Origin of the sequence: Pseudomonas sp. NPDC090755 (genome assembly GCF_044769005.1) — a bacterium.
GTDB lineage: Bacteria > Pseudomonadota > Gammaproteobacteria > Pseudomonadales > Pseudomonadaceae > Aquipseudomonas.
The window spans coordinates 1-18,888 of sequence record NZ_JBIVXC010000035.1; the positions used below are offsets into that span (position 1 = coordinate 1).

Genomic DNA, 18,888 nt, shown 5'->3' on the forward strand with positions numbered 1-18,888 from the left:
TCTTTTTTTTTTTGTGTCCTCTTCCATGCCCCCCTTCACATCCACATCGTTGGGGGGGGGGGGGGGGGGGCGCCCCCCCCCCCCCCCCCCACCCCCCCCCCCCCCCCCCCCCCCGCTCCCACAGGGGTCAGGCGTAGTAGTCCACCGCACTGGAGCCGACGACCGTCTGCTGCTCGACCGGGGTGGCCGCGGTCGCGACATCGACGTCCTCACCCGCCGCGTTGCGCCGCGCCGCCACGCCACTCAGGCGCGGTGCGTCAGGATTGCCCTGTTGCTGCTGGCCGCGGGACTGGTCGGCGACGTTCACGTCAGGCTGTCCCAACCCCTGCTGGGCGAACATGTCCTTGAGGCGGTGCACCTGGTTTTCCAGCGCCTCGCGCACACCGACATGGCCGCTGGTGAAGGTGATCTGCGCCTGCTGCTCGGGCGCCAGGTGGACGCGGATATCCAGGCGCCCCAGCTCTGCCGGCTCCAGCTGGATCTCGGCGGACTTGAGGTTCTGGCTGGACAGGTACATCACCCGGTTGACCAGACCTTCAGTCCAGCCACCCTGGTTCATGGCCAGGGGCTGATGCAAAGGGGCCGGCGCGGTCACGGCAGTGGCGGTCTTGGCAGTGACGGCCTGGGTCAGGTTGCTCAGGCGGTCGGCAAAGTCATCGACGCGGGTGTCGCTGGCGGCGCTCTTGAGATCCTTGAGGCCGTCATCCAGCAGGCCGGCAAAGGCTTTTTCGCCTGGCTCACCGTGCCCGGCATCCGCCGCAGGCGAGTCCACCATCGACGCCAGGGTATTGACGGCAGGCTGGGTCGCCGTCGCGTCAGGCTGCGCAGCGGCCGGCCTGGCATGGGCCGACGTCGTGCCCTGGGCTTGCGCGCTTTGCTCCAGCGCCATGCGCAGGGCCGGCATATCGGCCAGCGGGTCGGCCTCCGGATCGAACGGCGGCTCAGGCTCAAGCGCAGGCGCGGCGGCGGCCTGGGCCTGCAACTGCGCGGCCTGGACCACCGGCGCCACGGCCTCGGCCTGGGCCTGGATCAACTGGGCGCCCGGCTGCGCATCGGTCACCTGGCCGGCCACGAGATTGGGATCGATCAGGGTCGGATCGGGCGTTGCGCTCGCATCGGCAAGGGCGCTGTCCTGATCCTCCGGCAACGCCTTGCCGCTTTCGGCGGCACCCTTGCCGTCTGTAGCGCTCGCCGTTGCCGATGCGCCCTTATCACTCCCGGGCGCCTCGGCTGCCGTGGATGTCCCCTTCCGGGACTGCTGGGCATACACATCGGAAAACCCCGAGGCCTTGTCGTTGGCGCCCTGCAGCGGTTTGTCCGACGGGCTGGCCGCAGTGCGCGCAGGCTTGCTCGCGACAGCGGGTTGCAGCAACGGGTTGGAAGCGACAGGCATGTGGGAGTCTCCGCCACAAGAAATCCAGAACGTAATTGGCAAAGACTACGCAAAAGTCGAGCCAGCTTGTACAACAGGTTGTCAGCCGATCGACACCCGCAGGCGTTCATCGCCATACAATTGCCGCACAGCCTGGTACTCACGGTCGATCTGGTTGATCAGATCTTCTATGCCGTACAACGGCTGCTGCTTGACCCGCGCCTCCAGCTGCTGGCACAGCTCGGCCAGGGCAACGGCGCCCATGTTGCTGGCACTGCCCTTGAAGCTGTGCGCGGCATGCCCCAGCTCCTGCGTGCTCTTGGCCTCGTGCAGCTGGCTCACGCGCGCCTCGGAGTCGCTGAGAAAGGTCTCCAGCAAGTTCAGGTAGCCATCTTCCATGACTTCCTGAAGGTCCCTGAGTACCTTGCGATCGATGTGAATATCGGACACTTGCTCACTCCTTGATCAAGTTGGATTATGCCAGAGCCTGCCAGGTGAACTCCACGCATGCGCGCCGCCCGTCGTCGGCCCACTCGGCGTGTCGACTCAACCGTCGTATCAGGTTCAGCCCGCGCCCGCACAAGCCTTGTTCGGCCAGTGGGCGCGCGAGCACCTTGCTCACGTTGAAACCCTTGCCGCTGTCTTGCACCTCGATGGTCAGACGCCCGCCACTGCCCTGGGGTTCAATCTTCAGGCCGATGCGAATGTACCCCTCGGACAACGCCTGCAAGCGCTCATTGCGCTGGCGGTAATACTCGGCAAAGCCCTGGACATCCTGCTTGAGCCCGGAGTCCAGCCCCAGCACGCCGTGCTCCAGGGCATTGGAGTACAGCTCGTTCAAGACACTGTGCAACGCCCCGCTCTGCCCCCTCAGCCCATGGATCTCCTGCAGCAGTTGCATCAGGTACGGCAGCGGGTTGAAACGCTTGAGCGTCTCGGCCCGGAACTCGAACTGCAACGACCAGTCCGGCGGCGCACACTGCCCGCTATCGGAGTACATCACCGGCGCTGGGGTCAGTTCGTCGGCATCGACCATGCGGATTTCCAGCAGGCTTACGTCGTCCCGGGAGCGTCCGCGAAAGACTTCCAGCGCTCCGAGCACTTCCTCGAACAACAAAGGCGGCTGGCGATTGTCCGCCAGCACCCGAAGCAGGCGATCGACCCCGAACAACTGGTCATGTTCATCACTGGTATCGATCACGCCGTCCGACAACAGGAGCAGCCGCTCACCCAGGGCCATGGGCAACACCTGGGTCGAATCGTCGAAGCGCTCCGGCGCCAGCACACCCAGGGGCAAGTGGCGCGACACCAGCGCCAGCGGCTCGCCACCTTCGACCGGTAGCAGGTAGCCGTCCGGCATGCCGCCGTTCCACACCTCCACCAGCTGGCGCTGGAAACTCAGGCTGAGCAACACCGCACAACAGAACATGTCCACCGGCAGGATGCGTTTAAGCTTGGCGTTCATCTCCCGCAGGATCTGCGCCAGGCCATAGCCCTTGGCGGTCATGCCATAGAACACCTCGGCCATGGGCATGGCGCCAACCGCCGCCGGCAAGCCGTGGCCGGTGAAATCGCCCAGCAGCACGTGCATGTCCCCGGACGGGGCGAACGCCGCCAGCAGCAGGTCGCCGTTGAACAACGCATAGGGCGATTGCAGGTAGCGGATATTGGCCGCGCTCAGGCAACCGGCATGGGCCACCTTGTCGAACACCGCCTTGGCCACCCGCTGCTCGTTGAGCAAGTGATGGTGGTGACGGGCAATCTGGTCGCGCTGCTCCAGCACAGTGGCCTGCAGCCGGCGCAAGCGGTCCATGGCCTTGATCTTGGCGGCCAGAATCGCTGCGTTGTAGGGCTTGGCCAGAAAATCGTCGCCACCGACCTCCAGGCAGCGTACCAGTGCCTCTTCCTCGCTCAGGGAGGTCAGGAAGATGATCGGCACCAGCGCCTCGCCAGCCAGGGCCTTGATCTGCCGGGCGGCCTCGAAGCCATCCATCACTGGCATCAGCGCATCGAGCAGCACCAGGTGCGGCCGGCACTCGGCAAACAGCGCCACCGCCTGCTCGCCGTTCTCGGCGGTGAGCACGGCATGGCCCTGCTTGCTGACGATACGTGCCAGCAACAGACGATCCGCCGCGCCATCTTCGGCGATGAGCACGGTCAGGGGCGATTCAGGCATGGCCTGGATCAACTGATGTCGAACAGCTTGTCGAAGTTGGAGATGGCGAGGATCTTGCGCACATCGGAGCTGGTGTTGACCACCCGCACTTCCGAGTCATCGCCACCGACATGGTCACGCAGCATCAGCAGCATGCCCAATGCCGAGCTGTCGAGGTAGGTCGCCTCCTTGAGGTCGACCTCCACGCAGTCGGGCCGTGACGTCTTGCGCTCATAGGCCTCACGAAATTCCTGATGCTTGCCAAAGTCAAAGCGCCCCTTGACCTTGATCGTCAACTTTTTCCCATCCTGGGAGACCACTGTTTCAACTGCCATGCAGGCGATTCCTTCCGTTGTGACGATTGCAGACACCCACAAGGTGTAGCAGCCAGGTGCCGCAGCGGCAACCCGCGCCGACCAAAACCCCGATCAGTAGCGATCGTGACGCGGCAGGCGCTGGGACAGTTCGTCGAGCAGTTTCTGCTCGCGCTTGTCCTCGATCGCCCGGGCTTCGTCGATGTAGCGCTGGACCAGCTTGCGCAGGCCTTCGACCCGGGCATAGGCCTGCTGCCAGGTGCCCCGGGCATTGTTGAGGTTGTTCTGGTGCCAGGCCAGGCTCTGGCGCTGCTGGGTCATGGCGCTTTCCAGCTGACCGAGAAAGCGCTGGTAATTGACCAGCCAGCTGCCGGACACGCCCTGCCCGCCACGGTTGATCCACTGCAGTTGGTAGTCTTCACGAAAGCGGTCGAGCTCGGCGAGCTTGGCCTGGGCCTGGCTCACCTGTTGCTGGAACTGCCCCAGGCGCCGGGCGGCCTGACGCTCGGCATCCTCGGCCATTTCCACCACCGGCGTCAGACGCGCCGCACGACTGGGCTGAGCCATAGGCTATCAGCCCCCCGCACCGGGATTGGCCGGGGCAAAGATGCTCGCCAGGTGTTCGCGGCTCTGCTGCTGGCTGACGTTTTCGCGCAAGCCCTGGCGCAGGAAGTGCACAAGCTTGGGCTGCAGGGCAATCGCCAGGTCCGTCTCGGCATCGCCGCCGGCCACGTAGGCGCCGACGCTGATCAGGTCGCGACTTTGGGACAGGCGCGACCACAGCTGCTTGAACTGCTGGGCCTCGCTCATCTGCGCGGGGCTGACCACCTGCGGCATGACCCGGCTGATCGAGGCCTCGATATCGATGGCCGGGTAGTGCCCTTCCTCGGCCAGGCGCCGGGACAGCACGATGTGACCGTCGAGCACACCCCGGGCCGAGTCGGCGATCGGGTCCTGCTGGTCGTCGCCTTCGGACAACACGGTGTAGAACGCGGTAATCGAGCCACCGCCCGCCTCGCCGTTACCGGCACGCTCCACCAGCTTGGGCAGCTTGGCGAACACCGACGGCGGATACCCCTTGGTCGCCGGCGGCTCGCCGATGGCCAGGGCAATTTCCCGCTGGGCCTGGGCGAAACGGGTCAGCGAATCCATCAGCAACAGGACATTCTTGCCCTTGTCGCGGAAATACTCGGCGATGCGTGTGCAGTACATGGCCGCACGCAGGCGCATCAGAGGCGCATCGTCCGCGGGCGAGGCCACCACCACCGAACGCTTGAGCCCTTCTTCGCCCAGGATGTGCTCGATGAATTCCTTCACCTCGCGGCCCCGCTCGCCAATCAGGCCGACCACGATGATTTCGGCTTCGGTGAAGCGGGTCATCATGCCCAGCAGCACCGACTTACCCACGCCGGTACCGGCGAACAGGCCCAGGCGCTGGCCGCGCCCGACGGTCAGCAGACCGTTGATGCTGCGAATGCCGACATCCAGGGGCTGGCTGATCGGGTCACGATTGAGCGGGTTGATGGTCGGGCCATCCATGGGCACCCAGTCTTCGGCCTTCATCCCGCCCTTGCCATCCAGCGCCCGGCCGGCGCCATCGAGCACCCGGCCGAGCATGCTCATGCCCATGGGCAGCCGGCCATTGTCGGCCAACGGCACCACCCGCGCCCCGGGTGCGATGCCGGCGACACTGCCGACCGGCATGAGAAACACCTTGCCACCGGCAAAGCCCATGACCTCAGCCTCGACCCGTACCGGGTGGTAGCTGTCATCATTGATCACCACGCAGCGACTGCCGATGGCGGCGCGCAGCCCTTCGGCCTCCAGGGTCAGGCCGACCATGCGCAGCAGGCGCCCTTCGACCACCGGCTGGGCTGGCAGCTTGACGTTGTCGGCATAAGTGCCCAGGCGCTTGCCGAAACTGGTGCGTTCAAGGCGCATCGGCGGCGTCCAGGTCGACTTTCAGGTCCGGCGCCGCCGGATGCAGACCCTGGTCGTGCAGTTGATCGAACAGCTGTGCCAAGGCCTTTTCGATACGGGTTTCCATGCTCGCATCGATGCGGCTGTGGTCCGTCTCGATGCGGCAGCCACCGGGTAGCAGGGTGTCGTCCTCGAGCAGCTTCCAGCGCTCTTCATGACGCTCGCGCAAGGCCTTGACCAGCTCGAAGTCCTGCGGATTGATATGGATGCGGATGTTCTCGGCGCCCATGGGCAGCAGCTTCAGGGCTTCGCGCAGCACCTGGCCGATCTGGCTGGAATCGCTGCGCAGCTCGCGACCGATGACTTCCCGGGCCATGTGCGCGACCAGGTGGATCACGGACTTTTCGATCTGGCTGTCCTGCTCGGCAATGGGCTCGAGCAGGTGGCCCATCAGTTGCTCAAGGCTCGCCAGCTTGGCGGCCAGGGCCACTTCGGCTTCCTGGCGGACCTTGAGCTGGGTGCTGTGGAAACCCTCGCGCTCGCCGGTGGCGAAGCCTTCGTTGTAGGCTTCCTGGCGGATGCTTTCGAGCTCTTCGAGGGTCAGCGGCTGGACTTCCTCCAGCGGCACTTCCTCGACTTCTTCCTGAATGACTTCAGGTTCAGGCTCAGGTTCGGGTTCGGGCTCAGGCTCGGGTTCCGGATCGAAACTGGGCAGCGCCCAGCGATCGAAGCCCTCGATATCGTTGGCGCGAATCAGTTCACTCAGGTGCTCGTTGGTCGACATGATTGCACGCACTCATAAAACAGGTTCAGGCGAAATGGCTGGGAGGCTCATCGCGGGGCAAGCCCGCTCCTACAGAAGCGGATTTGATCGGTGCCCCCCGCGATGGACCCACGCCTTGTCAGATCATCTCTTCGGCGCCCTTGCCGCCGAGCACGATTTCGCCGGCCTCGGCCATGCGCCGGGCAATGGTGAGGATTTCCTTCTGCGCCGCCTCGACGTCGCTGACCCGCACCGGCCCCTTGGCCTCCAGGTCGTCGCGCAACAGTTCCGAGGCACGCTTGGACATGTTCTTGAAGATCTTGTCCTTGACCTTTTCGTCGGCGCCCTTGAGCGAGACCACCAGCACATCGGAGGACACTTCGCGCAGCAGCGCCTGGATGCCGCGGTCGTCGACATCGGCCAGGTTGTTGAAGACGAACATCAGGTCTTCGATCTGCTCGGAGAGGTCGCCGTCGATGTCGCGGATCGCATCCATCAGCTGGCCTTCCACGGAGCTGTCGAGGAAGTTCATGATATCGGCGGCACGCTTGATACCACCCAGGGTGGTGCGCGCGGCGTTGGAGTTGCCGGAGAACTGCTTCTCGAGGATCTGGTTGAGTTCCTTGAGCGCCGCCGGCTGCACGGTATTGAGCGACGACACGCGCAGGATGATGTCCAGGCGCACCTTGTGGTCGAAGTTGCCCAATACCTCGCCGGCCTGGTCCGGGTCCAGGTAGGCCACCACGATCGCCTGGATCTGCGGGTGCTCGTAACGGATGACGTCGGCCACCGCACGCGGCTCCATCCACTTGAGGCTGTCCAGACCGCTGGTGTTGCCACCGAGCAGGATGCGGTCGATCAGGCCGTTGGCCTTGTCCTCGCCCAGGGCCTGGGTGAGCATCTTGCGGATGTAACCATCGGAGCCGACGCCCAGGCTGGTCTGGTCGCCAACGATCTCGACGAACTCGCTCATCACCTGCTCGACCTGCTCGCGATGGACGTTGCCCATCTGCGCCATGGCCACGCCGACCCGCTGCACTTCCTTGGGGCCCATGTGCCGCAGTACCTGGGCAGCATCGGTTTCACCCAGGGACAGCAGCAGGATCGCTGCCTTGTCGACCCGGCTCAGTTTGGCGGTAAGGGCTCGGTTATCACTCATCGGCGTTGATCCACTCTTTCACGACCTGGGCCACACGACCCGGGTCTTCGGCCACCAGGCTCTTGATTGCGTTGAGCTGCGCATCGTAGCCCTCGCTCGGGCTCGGCAGCAGAATGCTTTGCGGACCACCCAGGCTGACGCGGTCGTTGGCCAGTTCGCCATCCAGACCGATCATGCCGCCCAGTTCCATGTCGCCATCGGCACCGGCGTTCTGCTTGCCATTGCCGGTGATGTTGTTGAGTACCGGACGCAGCACGCCGAACACCAGGACCAGGATGAACAGTACGCCCATGACCTGCTTGATGATGTCCCAGAACCACGGCTGCGAGTAGAACGGGATCTCGGCAATCACCTCGCCGCGGTCGGCGGCAAACGGCACGTTGATCACGCTGACGCTGTCGCCACGGCTGGCATCGAAGCCCACCGCGTCCTGGACCAGGCGGGTGAAGCGCGCCAGGTCTTCGGCGCCCCAGGGCGCGCGGGAGCTTTGGCCGGTGGCCGGGTCGATCTTGACCTGGTCGTCCACCACCACCGCCACCGACAGCCGCGACAGACGGCCCTGCTGCTGGCGGGTGTGGCTGATGGAGCGGTCCAGCTCGAAGTTCTTGGTCGACTGGTTACGCTTGTCGGCCGGATAAGGCGCCAGCATCGGCTGGCCGGTGGCCGGGTCCATGACCTGTTGGCCGTTGGCGTCGAGCAATGGCTGGCCAGGCTGCACGGCTGCGGTTGCGCCCGGAGCGCCACCGGTGGTCTGCGGCGCCGAGGCCGGGCCTGGCGGCTGGTTGCTCAGGGCCCCCGGCACACCTTGTGGCGGCATGCTGCTGGAGCGTTGCTCGCTGACCGACTGCTCGCTGCGCAGCGCCGGTTGATCGGGGTTGAACTGCTCGGAGGTGGACTCGACGGCGCTGAAGTCGACATCGGCCGAGACCTCGGCCTTGTAGCGATCGTTGCCCAGCACCGGTTGCAGGATGTTGTGCACACGCTGGGTGAGCATGCCTTCCATGCGGCGGCTGTAGTCGAACTGCTTGCCGGCCATGGTCAACTCGGAATTGTTGATCTGGTCGGACAGCAGGTTGCCCTTCTGGTCGACCACCGTGACCTGGGACTTGTCCAGCTCCGGCACACTGGTCGCTACCAGGTTGACGATGGCCATGACCTGGCCCGCTTCCAGGGAACGCCCCGGGTACAGCTCGACCAGTACCGAGGCGCTGGGGCGACGCTCGTCGCGCACGAACACCGAACTCTTCGGAATCGCCAGGTGCACACGCGCAGCCTTGACGTTGTTAAGGCTCGACACGGTGCGTGCCAGCTCACCCTCAAGGCCACGACGGTAACGCGTGGCTTCCATGAACTGGCTGGTACCCAGGCCCTGTTCCTTGTCGAGGATTTCGAAGCCGACATTGCCATCGCCTGGCGCAACGCCGGCGGCGGCCAGCTTCAGGCGGGCACGGGAAAGGTCTTCTGACTTGACCAGCAGGACGCCGGAGTTGGGTTCGACGTTGTAGGGAATATCGGCAGCGGCCAGGGTGTCCATGACCTGCTTGGTGTCCATGCCGGCCAGGCTGCCGAACAACGGACGATAATCGGGTTGCTGCGACCAGAGCACCACGGCGAAACCGATCGCCACGCTTGCCGCCAGGCCCACCAGCAGGCCCACCTGGCGCAGTACGGGCATCTGCGCGATGTTTTCCAGGAACGACAGGCCGAACAGAGGCGGCTTTGGCTCTGTTGCACTGCCTTTGGCGGGCACGTTTTCGACGACTGCTTCGGCCATGACTCAATCTCGCCCTTATACCGGCATCTGCATGATGTCTTGATAGGCCTGGACCAGCTTGTTGCGCACCTGCGTCAAGGCCTGGAACGAGACGCTGGCTTTTTGCGAGGCGATCATCACGTCGGTGAGATCCACACCGCTCTTGCCGATCTCGAAGGCGTTGGCCAGTTGCGTGGAAGCCTGCTGAGTGTCGCTGACCTTGTTGATGGCCTGACCCAGCATGTCGGCAAAATTGCTCGAACCCAGCTCCGGCGCGGCGCCCACCTTGGGCATCGACATGGCGTCCATTTGCATGGCTCGCATGTCCAACATCAATCGATTGAATTCAACACCTTGGCTCATGGACTTCTCTCTCCGACGGCCCGCATTTTTTTGACACTCACGCAGCGGATAGGCAGGACTTAGCAACAAGAGTGCCAGCTCTGCCCGCGACCCGAACAAAAACCCGGATTCAACACCGGTTCAACTCGCGTAAAGGCTGGCCTCGACATCCATGCCGGCATCGCGCATCTGCGCCAGCTTGTAGCGCAAGGTGCGCGGGCTGATGCCCAGGCGCTCGGCGGCTTCCTTGCGCCGTCCACGCTCGGCGCGCAAGGTGTCGATGATCATCTGGTACTCATGGCGCCGCATGTCGTCGCCCAGACCGCTCGCCGCCTCGACCACAGGCGCTACCGGCGGTTGAACCGGAGCGCTGACGAACATCGGCAAGGCACCGGCCAGACAGAAATCCGCCGCCTCGATCACCCCGCCCTGCTGCAGGATCAGCGCCCGCTGGATGGCGTTATCCAGCTCGCGCACGTTGCCCGGCCAGGCATGGGACTGCAGGCAGGCGCGCGCCTCGGATGACAGGCGCACCGGTGCGTGCTTCATTTTATTGACGTGGCGCGCCAGCAAGCGCTCGGCCAGCGGCAGAATATCGGCGCTGCGCTCGCGCAACGGGCGCCAGGCCAAGGGGAACACCGACAGGCGATAGAACAGGTCTTCACGGAAGCGTCCCGCCGCCACTTCAGCAGCCAGGTCGCGGTTGGTGGTCGCCACCACGCGAATATCCAGGGCGACCGGCTTGCGTCCGCCGACCCGCTCCACTTCCCGCTCCTGCAACACCCGCAGCAACTTGGCCTGCAAGCCCAGGGGCATTTCGGAAATCTCGTCGAGCAGCAAGGTGCCGCCATCGGCCTGCTCGAACTTGCCGGCCTGGGCGGCAATGGCGCCGGTGAAGGCGCCCTTCTCGTGCCCGAACAGGGTCGCCTCGAGCATGTTGTCCGGGATCGCCGCACAGTTGATTGCCACGAACGGCTGGCCGGCACGGGTCGATTGCTGGTGGATATAGCGCGCCAGGACTTCCTTGCCGGTACCCGACTCGCCGGAAATCAGCACGGTGGAATCGCTGCGCGCGACCCGCGCGGCCAACTCCAGCAACTGCGCGCTGGCGGGCTCGCACGCCACCGGACCATCATCGGCAACCCCAGCGACCACACCCTGGGCGTGGCGCGCCACCAGCGCCAGCAGCGCCTTGGGCTCGAAGGGTTTTACCAGGTAATCCACCGCCCCCTGGCGCATGGCCTCGACGGCGCGCTCGACCGCGGCATGGGCGGTCATCAGCAATACAGGCAACTGCGGCTGGCGGGCGCGCAACAGGGCAAGCAACTGGTGCCCGTCCATGCCCGGCATGTTCACATCGCTGACCACCAGGCTGAAGGCCTCTGTAGCGACAGCCTCCAGCGCCTCTTCGGCCGAACCGACGGCGCGATAGTCAAAGCCGCCCAGCTCCAGGGTATCGCCCAGGGCCTGGCGCAGTGCGCGATCGTCCTCGACCAGCAGCACCTTGATTGCCTTCATTGCCCGCTCTCCTTGTTCAGCGCATCGATCAACGGCAAGGTGACCAGTGCGCAGGTGCCACGACCCGGTCGCGAACGCAGTTGCAACGCGCCCTGATGCGCCCGCGCCACGGCGTTGACCACCGCCAGTCCGAGCCCGGTGCCGGTCGCTTTAGTCGTCAGGAACGGTTCACCCAGGCGCGCCAGCAAGGCGCTGTCGATGCCAGTGCCGGCATCACTGATGCACAGGCGCAGCATCGCCCCCCGGCGGTACAGGTGCACCTTCAGGCGCGCCGGTTCACTGCTGGCCTGCAGGGCATTTTCGATCAGGTTGAGCAACGCGCCGACCAGGGTGTCGCGATTGCACAGCAACTCACCCAGATGGCTGTCGCACTGCCAGCGCACCGCATGCCCCTGGACATGAGCCTGGGCCGCCTGCTGCAGCGCCTGGAACAGTGCCTTGGGCGTCAGACGATCGGTGAGCGGCAACTCGCCCCGGGCGAACACCAGCATGTCGCGCACCTGGTGTTCGAGCTCATGCAGGCGCTCCTTGAGGTTGCCGGCGAAACGCTGCCGGGTATCGAGCGGCAGGTCCTGCTCGGCCAGGTGGCTGGCGTAGAGCAAGGCCGCCGACAGGGGCGTGCGAATCTGATGGGCAAGGGAAGCGACCATCCGCCCCAGCGACGACAGGCGCTGATGACGGGCCAGCTGATCCTGTAGATGGCGGGTCTCGGTCAGGTCGTTGAGCAGCACCAGCTGGCCCGGCTCGGCATCCAGCGAACGGGTGGCAATCGACAGCCGCCGCCCGTCACGCAACGACACTTCGTGGCCGTCGTCCTCGCGCGGGGCGAAACTGCGGGCGATCACCTGGCGCCACAACTCACCCACCAGCGGCTCACCGAGCAGCTCGCAGGCCGCCGGGTTGGCCTCGCGCACCCGGCCCTGGGCATCGATGACGATCACCCCGCCCGGCAGCAGGTCGAGCAGGTTCTGCAAACGATTGGCCAGGCGTTCTTTCTCGGCGAGTTCCGCCATGCGCTGGGCGCTGACCACCGCCAGCTCACCCTTGAGCTCGGTGACCCGGGCCTCGAGCAGGTTATAGGACTCGTTCAGCTGGCTGGAGACCTGGTCGAACAAGGCAAAGGCCTGCTCCAGGCCAAGGCGGCTTTCCTGTTCGGCGGCATTGCGCCCCTTCGACTCTGGGACACAGGAGATGGTGGCGGCCTGGGGCATCGTGCTCTCTCGCGTGGCTGACCGTCATAAAACGGTATGTTGCCTGCGATATAGCAATAGCCGTGCCGGGTAACCGGATGCTGCCGGATCAGGTCGGGAGCAACCCTGGCAAACCTCGGCGGGACGGGCATTTCAGCCCTCTGAACGGTAAGGGTATTGACCATGACGAAGCGCGGTAGCGCTCCGCCATGGCAGCACAGGCGTCAATCCTCCGCCTGTTCGTCTCCGTCACGACGGCTCATGCCGTACTTGCGCATCTTCTCCACCAGGGTGGTACGGCGGATGCGCAGGCGTTCGGCGGCACGGGCAACGATACCGTTGGCATCGTCCAGCGCCTGCTGGATCAGGCCCTGCTCCAGGCCACCGAGGTAGTCCTTGAGGTCAAGGCCTTCGGGCGGCAGCATGGCGTGGGTGGCGAAGCCCGGCGAGGCGCCATTGATGGCCACCCGCTCTTCCAGGTCCGAGCGCAGGCTGTCGACCAGTTGCTCGTCTTCATCGTCCACGTAGCGGAATTTCTTCGGCAGCTCCGACACGCCGATCACCCCGTAGGGGTGCATGATCGCCATGCGCTCGACCAGGTTGGCCAGCTCGCGGACGTTGCCCGGCCAGCCGTGCCGGCACAGCGACATGATCGCCGCCGAGTTGAAGCGGATCGAACCGCGCTTCTCGTGCTCCATGCGCGAGATCAACTCGTTCATCAGCAGCGGAATGTCCTCGACGCGCTCGCGCAGCGGGGCCATCTCGATGGGGAAGACGTTGAGGCGGTAGTACAGGTCTTCGCGGAAGGTCCCGGCCTCGATCATGGTTTCGAGGTTCTTGTGGGTCGCGGCGATGATGCGCACATCGATACCCTGGGTCTTGTTGCTGCCGACCCGCTCGAAGGTACGTTCCTGCAGCACACGCAACAGCTTGACCTGCATCGGCAGCGGCATGTCGCCGATCTCGTCGAGGAACAGGGTGCCGCCGTTGGCCAGCTCGAAACGCCCGGCGCGGCTGGTGATGGCACCGGTAAAGGCGCCCTTCTCATGGCCGAACAGTTCGCTCTCCAGCAACTCGGCCGGAATCGCGCCGCAGTTGACCGGCACGAACGGCGCTTCGCGGCGCTTGGAATGGTAATGCAGGTTACGCGCGACCACTTCCTTGCCGGTGCCCGATTCGCCAAGGATCAGCACACTGGCATCGGTGTCGGCCACTTGCTGCATCATCTGGCGCACGTGCTGGATGGCACGACTGGTACCCACCAGGCTGCGGAACAGGTTGGGCTCACGCTGGCGACCGCGCTCGCGGGCCTGGTCGTACATCTCGCGATAGACCTGGGCGCGGTGCAGCGAATCGAGCAATTTGCTGTAGCTGGGCGGCATCTCGAGGCTGGACAGCACGCGACGGCGAAGCTCTTCGGGCAGCTCGCCAGAAATATTTTCACCTAAAAGCAGAACCGGAAGGAACTCATCCCACCCAGCCACTGTCTTAAGCAAGCCCATCAGATTTGCCGGAGCATTGACTGTCCCGATCAGGACACAGAGTACTTCACGACTGGATGACAACGACTCGACCACCTGCTGCCACTCTTGGCTTGAGCAGGAGAGATTTTCTTCGCCGAGAAAATTCAACACCACCGCCAGGTCGCGGCGGCGGGCGCTGTCGTCATCGATCAGCAGGATTTTGGTTTCACGCCACATTCAATAACAACTTCCCTAGTCATCTCGGCGCCCTGTTCAGGGCATGCTCGACATCATTACGACTGAACGGTCAGTGTTCGGACGTCTTAAAGTTGAAAACAGCTACTAGTTAAGTCAAAAAACCGCTCATAGTCAAATTTATGGCGCCCTTTATTCAGTGCGGGGCATGTTAACTGAATAACTGGTAAACCTTAGAAGCATTCTTACCCTGATTGATCTGGGTCATCTCATTGGCAATTGCCTGCCGCTCCCCTGTTGTCACCTCCAGCAATTCGCGGTAGACCTGCAGCAATCCTTCCAGCTTTTCGCGCACAACTGCCTCGTCCATAGACGCTTCGTTGAGCATCTCGTCGATGCACGAACGGCAGCTTTCATCCAGCTTGCCGATCGCCTCCCAGTCGCGGGCACTCAAGGCGTTGAGCAACGCCTCGCGGGTATCGTCCATTCGTTGCAGTGCGTGACTCATGACAGGGTCCTCGTCCGGCTTACTCTGCGGTGGCTACGGCACCAATCTCATCCCAACCACTTTTGATCGTGATCAGCAGGCGGGCAACTTCGTCGATGATCTCGGCATCGTTGTCGACGTTGGCCTGCATCAGGCGGTTGGTCATGTAGACATAGAGGCTGTCCAGGCGCTCGACATAGGCCGGATCTTCGCTCTTCTGTGCATCCAGGCCATCACGCAGGCCGATGATGATGTCGATGGCCTTGCCCAGCATCAGGCCTTTCTCGGCAATATCACCCCGCGCCATGGCCCCTTTGGCTTGCGCCATGCGGTCCAGGCCACCCTCCATCAGCATCTGCACCAACCGGTGCGGGGACGCCTCAGAGATCTGGGCATGGGAATTGACCTTCTGGTACTGACGAAGGGCTCTCATGGGGTTCATGTTGCTACCTCGTGACAGGCAAAGACTGAGTTCGGTTGATTAACCAGTGTATCGACCCGCGCCGGCAAAACTTTACCCGGCCCGAGCAAGCACAAAGCCCGGGTGGCGCAAAGGCCTACCCGGGCTCGTGCCAACCTGCCCTGGATCAGTCGTCTTTACCCCGATTGTTCAGGGCATTGAGGGTGGTCATTACACTGTCGCTCTGGGCGCGCAACTGCGCGACCAGGGTATCCATGGCATTGTACTTGTCCTGCAAACTCTTTTGCAGCGCAGTCATGCGCTCATCCAGCGCCTCCTGCTGCTTTTTCAGGTCAGTCAGGTTATCGGTCAGGGTCTTGCTGCGCTCGGCCAATGTACCGGTATTGGCCTTGGCGTAGTCATCGGTAACTGCGGTCAGGCGCGCCAGCAAACCATCCTTGCCGTTGAAGATACTGGAGATATCCGCGGCATTGGTGGCAACGGCTTTGTCCCATTTCTTGTCATCGATGCTCAGCGTGCCACCGTCCTGGGACGAGGTAATGCCGAACTGCGCCAGCGACTTCATGGTGCCGGTACCCGACAAGGTATTGAGCTCGTTGCGGATCGAGGACACCAGGGTGCGCATCGAGGCATCGCCGGTCAGGGGGCCGGCGGTCGGGTTGCCATCGGCGCCGATGGTCACCTTGGTCTCGGCATTGATGGCCGAGATCAAAGCGTTGTAGGTATCGACAAAACCCTTGACCCCGGACTTCAGCGCCGCAGGGCTGGTACTCAACGACAGCACGGTGGGCGTTGGCAAACCGGTGGTGGCATTTTTCGGCGAAACGCCATTGAGCTTGATGTTCAGGCCGCTGACCGCATCGGAGATGTTGTTGCTCTTGGACTCCATGGCGATGCCGTCGATGCTGTACTGGGCATTCTTCGGCGTATCGACCACGGTGTAGCCGGTGTCGATGCCCGAGTTACCCGACAGGGTCAGGTCCGAGCCCACCCCCATGGTGGTCGAGGTCAGCACCAGACGCGAACCGGATGCATCGGTAAGGATGTTGGCACTCAGGCCCGAGCTGCCGAACTGGGAGTTGATGCTGTCGCGCACCTGCTGCAGGGTCGCGCCTGGCGGCACGCTCAGGTCATAGTTCTTGCCCGATTGCGAGATGGTCAGGGTGGTCGGCGTGGTCCCGGCATTGACGACCGAGTTCGCACCACCGGCAAACACTTTGGTCGACAGCTTGGAAGCACTGGCCATCTGCGATACGAGCAAGGTGAAACTGCCCGCCGAAGCGCCCTTCTCCGAGGTGAAGCTGGCAACCTTTTCGTCCGACGAGGTCAGGCTCAAGCCGGCGAAGCTGTTGTCGGAACCCATGGTGGCCAGGGCGCCGCGGAAAGCATCCAGGGCTGCCTGGATCTTGCCGATAGAGGACAGCGTGGTGGTTGCCTTCAGTGTCTGGGTATTGATCTGTGCCTGTTTCGGCGCCTTCTCGGCGTCGACCAGCGACTTCACAATCGCCTGGGTATCGATGTTCGAACCGATACCGCTAACTGTTGTACCCGCCATCAATGTACTCCTTGTTCAGTGGCTGCCACTTTCTTGGCGAACGGCGTCGCAAAGCCCAAGTGACAACAAAATTCATGCCAGCTCAAGCCTTGCCATCGAACAGCAGGCTGCCGGCTTCGCTGAGGCTTTGCGCCAGTTTCAGCGCGGTTTCCGACGGAATCTGGCGAATCACGTCACCGGATTCGGTGGCAATGACCTTGACCACGACACGGCCGGTGGAATCGTCAATGGAAAAATCCAGCTTGCGCTGGCTGGCCTGGACGAACTCGCGAATGTCGCTCACCGCCTTCACCAGATCATCGCGCCTTGGCTCTTCGACCGGCGCCACTGCGTCCGGCGCCTTGCCGCGAGTGGACGGATCATTGCTGGCCTGCGCGTTGTTCGGCATGACCGGCGGATAAGTCAGGTTCAACTTGACGCTCATGTCCATGTCCGGACTCCTTCTCACGAAAAAACGAAAGGGCACGTAAACGCGCCCTTCCGTCACTCACCAAGCGCTGTAATTACTGAAGCAGCTTCAGTACAGAGGATGGCAGCTGGTTGGCTTGCGCCAGGATCGAGGTGGAAGCCGACTGCAGGGTTTGCTGCTTGGTCAGCTCGGCAGTTTCAGCCGCGAAGTCCACGTCCTGCACGGTCGAACGTGCGGCGGTGGAGTTCTTCTGGATGTTCTGCAGGTTGTCGACGGTGGTGGTCAGACGGTTCTGGGTAGCACCCAGGCCCGAACGCACGTTGTCGATGGTGCCGATGGCCTTGTCGATCACGGCCAGGGCGTTCTGCGAGTTGGTGATGTCGGTAACGTCGGTCTGGGAAATGGTTTTCTTGGTCGACGAAACGGTAGCACCGGCGAACAGGTCCGAAACACCGGCAGCGGTGTCGCTCAGGGAGTAGCCTTTGGCCGAATCCAGGGAGACAGCACCGGTGTAGACCATAGCCGCAGCACCCAGAGCAGCCGGGGCAGCCATGGTGCCGGAACCATCGCGAGCACCTACCAGGATGTTGGTTTGAGCGTTGGCATCAGCGGCGCTGAACTTGATGTTTTCACCCGAGTCGGACTTGACGAACAGCTCGCTGGTTTTTTCGTTGTAGTTGACGCTGATGCCCAGCTTGGCGGCGTTGGACTTCAGCTGGTCAGCCAGACCGTTCAGGTCGGTCACGCCAACGAAGCTGACGGTGGAGCCGCCGACGGTCAGGTCGAAGTTCGCCGGGGTGGAACCACCTACCTTCAACTGGACTTCAGTGCTGGCAGTAGCGGTCAGACCACCGATTGCACCGTTCAGGGTGCTGGCGATGTCTTTTGCCGAAGCACCGGCTGCGTACGAGACAGACTTGGATTGACCGTTACCGGTGATCGCAATGTTGCCGCCAGCCAGACCGGTAGCCGAAGGTGCGATAGCCTTGGTTTTGATCTGCTGCGAACCAATGTTGTTCGCTGCAACGTTTTCCAGCGACAGGTTGATGGTTTCGTTGGCGTTGGCGCCGACCTGGATGGCCTTGGTGCCGAAGGAGCCGTCCAGCAGTTTCTGGCCACCGAAGGTGGTGGTCTGCGAGATACGGGTCAGTTCAGCGGTCAGAGCCTGGTATTCGTCGTTGTTCGACTTACGGTCGTCAGCGCTCAGGGAAGCGGTGGCCGAGGACAGGGCCAGGGTACGCATTTTCTGCAGGATGTCGGTCGAAGCCTGCATTGCGCCTTCAGCGGTCTGGGCAATGGAGATACCGTCGTTGGCGTTCTTGACCGCTTGGCCCAGGCCGTTGATCTGGCTGGTCAGACGGTTGGAAATTTGCAGGCCGGCAGCGTCGTCTTTGGCGCTGTTGATGCGCAGACCGGAGGACAGGCGCTGCATCGAAGTGGCCTGAGCGTTGCCAGCCTTGTTCAGGTTGCCCTGAGTAGTGAGCGAGGCGATGTTAGTGTTAACGGTTAATGCCATGACGAATTCCTCGTTGGATGGAGTCTGCGGCTTCCGGCCCTGGCAACCGCCGGGTGTGGCCTAGAGAACCTTCGTAATGGTTATCGTCGCTTGCGCGGGTTGCTTGAGGGCTTTTTCAAAAAAAAATGCCATCACCGGGCCAGCCCCCGAAAATCAAAGGCCTGGCGCCCTAGCCCGGGGGATTGCGGACAATAAAAAAGACTCTTCACGGGTTGGGGTGTTGGGTGTTGGGTGTTGGGTGTTGGGTGTTGGGTGTTGGGGCTGCGAGCTTATCCATTTGATGCAGCGACGCTGCCGGCCCCTTCCGCCCTTACGGCGGCCTACTTTTTTCTTGGAAAAAGTAGGCAAAACCGCCT

At 63.3% G+C, this 18,888-nt stretch carries 18 protein-coding genes; all 18 read right to left on the reverse strand.

Annotation, left to right across the window (positions count from 1 at the left end; all coding sequences use genetic code 11):
* Nucleotides 1–127 precede the first annotated feature (127 nt).
* The 18 genes from ACIQUS_RS26375 to ACIQUS_RS26460 all read right to left on the reverse strand — a co-directional run bounded on the left by ACIQUS_RS26375 (nt 128) and on the right by ACIQUS_RS26460 (nt 18,532).
* Nucleotides 128–1,393: a flagellar hook-length control protein FliK gene (locus ACIQUS_RS26375; RefSeq protein ID WP_403053868.1), complete on the reverse strand. Its 1,266-nt coding sequence runs from the start codon at nt 1,391–1,393 to the stop codon at nt 128–130.
* A gap of 81 nt (nt 1,394–1,474) precedes the next feature.
* Nucleotides 1,475–1,822, reverse strand: coding sequence for an Hpt domain-containing protein (locus tag ACIQUS_RS26380; protein WP_403053871.1), 348 nt, complete (start codon nt 1,820–1,822; stop codon nt 1,475–1,477).
* A gap of 25 nt (nt 1,823–1,847) precedes the next feature.
* Nucleotides 1,848–3,548, reverse strand: a complete 1,701-nt coding sequence (locus ACIQUS_RS26385; RefSeq protein WP_403053874.1) for a SpoIIE family protein phosphatase — start codon at nt 3,546–3,548, stop codon at nt 1,848–1,850.
* An 8-nt stretch (nt 3,549–3,556) separates the two neighbouring features.
* Complete coding sequence (locus ACIQUS_RS26390) at nt 3,557–3,862, reverse strand: STAS domain-containing protein (protein WP_403053877.1); 306 nt, start codon at nt 3,860–3,862, stop codon at nt 3,557–3,559.
* Nucleotides 3,863–3,955: 93 nt separating this feature from the next.
* Nucleotides 3,956–4,408 carry a flagellar export protein FliJ gene (gene fliJ, locus ACIQUS_RS26395; RefSeq protein ID WP_285865588.1) on the reverse strand — a complete coding sequence of 151 codons (453 nt, stop codon included), beginning with the start codon at nt 4,406–4,408 and terminating at the stop codon, nt 3,956–3,958.
* Nucleotides 4,409–4,414: 6 nt separating this feature from the next.
* Entirely contained in the window at nt 4,415–5,782 is a 1,368-nt protein-coding gene (gene fliI, locus ACIQUS_RS26400; protein WP_403053882.1) for a flagellar protein export ATPase FliI, read from the reverse strand.
* Nucleotides 5,772–6,545: a flagellar assembly protein FliH gene (fliH, locus tag ACIQUS_RS26405; protein ID WP_403053885.1), complete on the reverse strand. Its 774-nt coding sequence runs from the start codon at nt 6,543–6,545 to the stop codon at nt 5,772–5,774. The genes fliI and fliH overlap by 11 nt, the downstream gene beginning before the upstream one ends.
* 118 nt (nt 6,546–6,663) lie before the next feature.
* The gene (gene fliG, locus ACIQUS_RS26410) at nt 6,664–7,683 is read right to left on the reverse strand and encodes a flagellar motor switch protein FliG (RefSeq protein ID WP_285865591.1); all 1,020 of its coding nucleotides are present in this window, start codon (nt 7,681–7,683) and stop codon (nt 6,664–6,666) included.
* Nucleotides 7,676–9,457 (reverse strand): flagellar basal-body MS-ring/collar protein FliF, encoded by a 1,782-nt coding sequence (fliF, locus tag ACIQUS_RS26415; protein ID WP_403053889.1) that lies wholly within the window; start codon nt 9,455–9,457, stop codon nt 7,676–7,678. The genes fliG and fliF overlap by 8 nt, the downstream gene beginning before the upstream one ends.
* A gap of 15 nt (nt 9,458–9,472) precedes the next feature.
* Nucleotides 9,473–9,799 carry a flagellar hook-basal body complex protein FliE gene (gene fliE / locus ACIQUS_RS26420; RefSeq protein WP_285865593.1) on the reverse strand — a complete coding sequence of 109 codons (327 nt, stop codon included), beginning with the start codon at nt 9,797–9,799 and terminating at the stop codon, nt 9,473–9,475.
* Between the two features lie 120 nt (nt 9,800–9,919).
* On the reverse strand, nt 9,920–11,296 hold the full coding sequence (locus tag ACIQUS_RS26425; RefSeq protein WP_403053894.1) for a sigma-54-dependent transcriptional regulator: 1,377 nt from the start codon (nt 11,294–11,296) through the stop codon (nt 9,920–9,922).
* Nucleotides 11,293–12,507 carry a sensor histidine kinase gene (locus ACIQUS_RS26430; protein ID WP_403053897.1) on the reverse strand — a complete coding sequence of 405 codons (1,215 nt, stop codon included), beginning with the start codon at nt 12,505–12,507 and terminating at the stop codon, nt 11,293–11,295. The genes ACIQUS_RS26425 and ACIQUS_RS26430 overlap by 4 nt, the downstream gene beginning before the upstream one ends.
* A gap of 203 nt (nt 12,508–12,710) precedes the next feature.
* A complete protein-coding gene (gene fleQ, locus ACIQUS_RS26435; protein ID WP_403053900.1) occupies nt 12,711–14,186 on the reverse strand; it encodes a transcriptional regulator FleQ in 1,476 nt (491 codons plus the stop codon).
* Between the two features lie 169 nt (nt 14,187–14,355).
* Nucleotides 14,356–14,652, reverse strand: coding sequence for a flagellar protein FliT (locus tag ACIQUS_RS26440; RefSeq protein ID WP_403053903.1), 297 nt, complete (start codon nt 14,650–14,652; stop codon nt 14,356–14,358).
* A gap of 19 nt (nt 14,653–14,671) precedes the next feature.
* Nucleotides 14,672–15,073: a flagellar export chaperone FliS gene (fliS, locus tag ACIQUS_RS26445; RefSeq protein ID WP_403053906.1), complete on the reverse strand. Its 402-nt coding sequence runs from the start codon at nt 15,071–15,073 to the stop codon at nt 14,672–14,674.
* 145 nt (nt 15,074–15,218) lie between these two features.
* Nucleotides 15,219–16,607: a flagellar filament capping protein FliD gene (gene fliD, locus ACIQUS_RS26450; RefSeq protein WP_403053909.1), complete on the reverse strand. Its 1,389-nt coding sequence runs from the start codon at nt 16,605–16,607 to the stop codon at nt 15,219–15,221.
* 82 nt (nt 16,608–16,689) lie between these two features.
* Nucleotides 16,690–17,037 (reverse strand): flagellar protein FlaG, encoded by a 348-nt coding sequence (locus tag ACIQUS_RS26455; protein WP_403053912.1) that lies wholly within the window; start codon nt 17,035–17,037, stop codon nt 16,690–16,692.
* A gap of 73 nt (nt 17,038–17,110) precedes the next feature.
* Nucleotides 17,111–18,532: a flagellin gene (locus ACIQUS_RS26460; protein ID WP_403053915.1), complete on the reverse strand. Its 1,422-nt coding sequence runs from the start codon at nt 18,530–18,532 to the stop codon at nt 17,111–17,113.
* Nucleotides 18,533–18,888 lie beyond the last annotated feature (356 nt).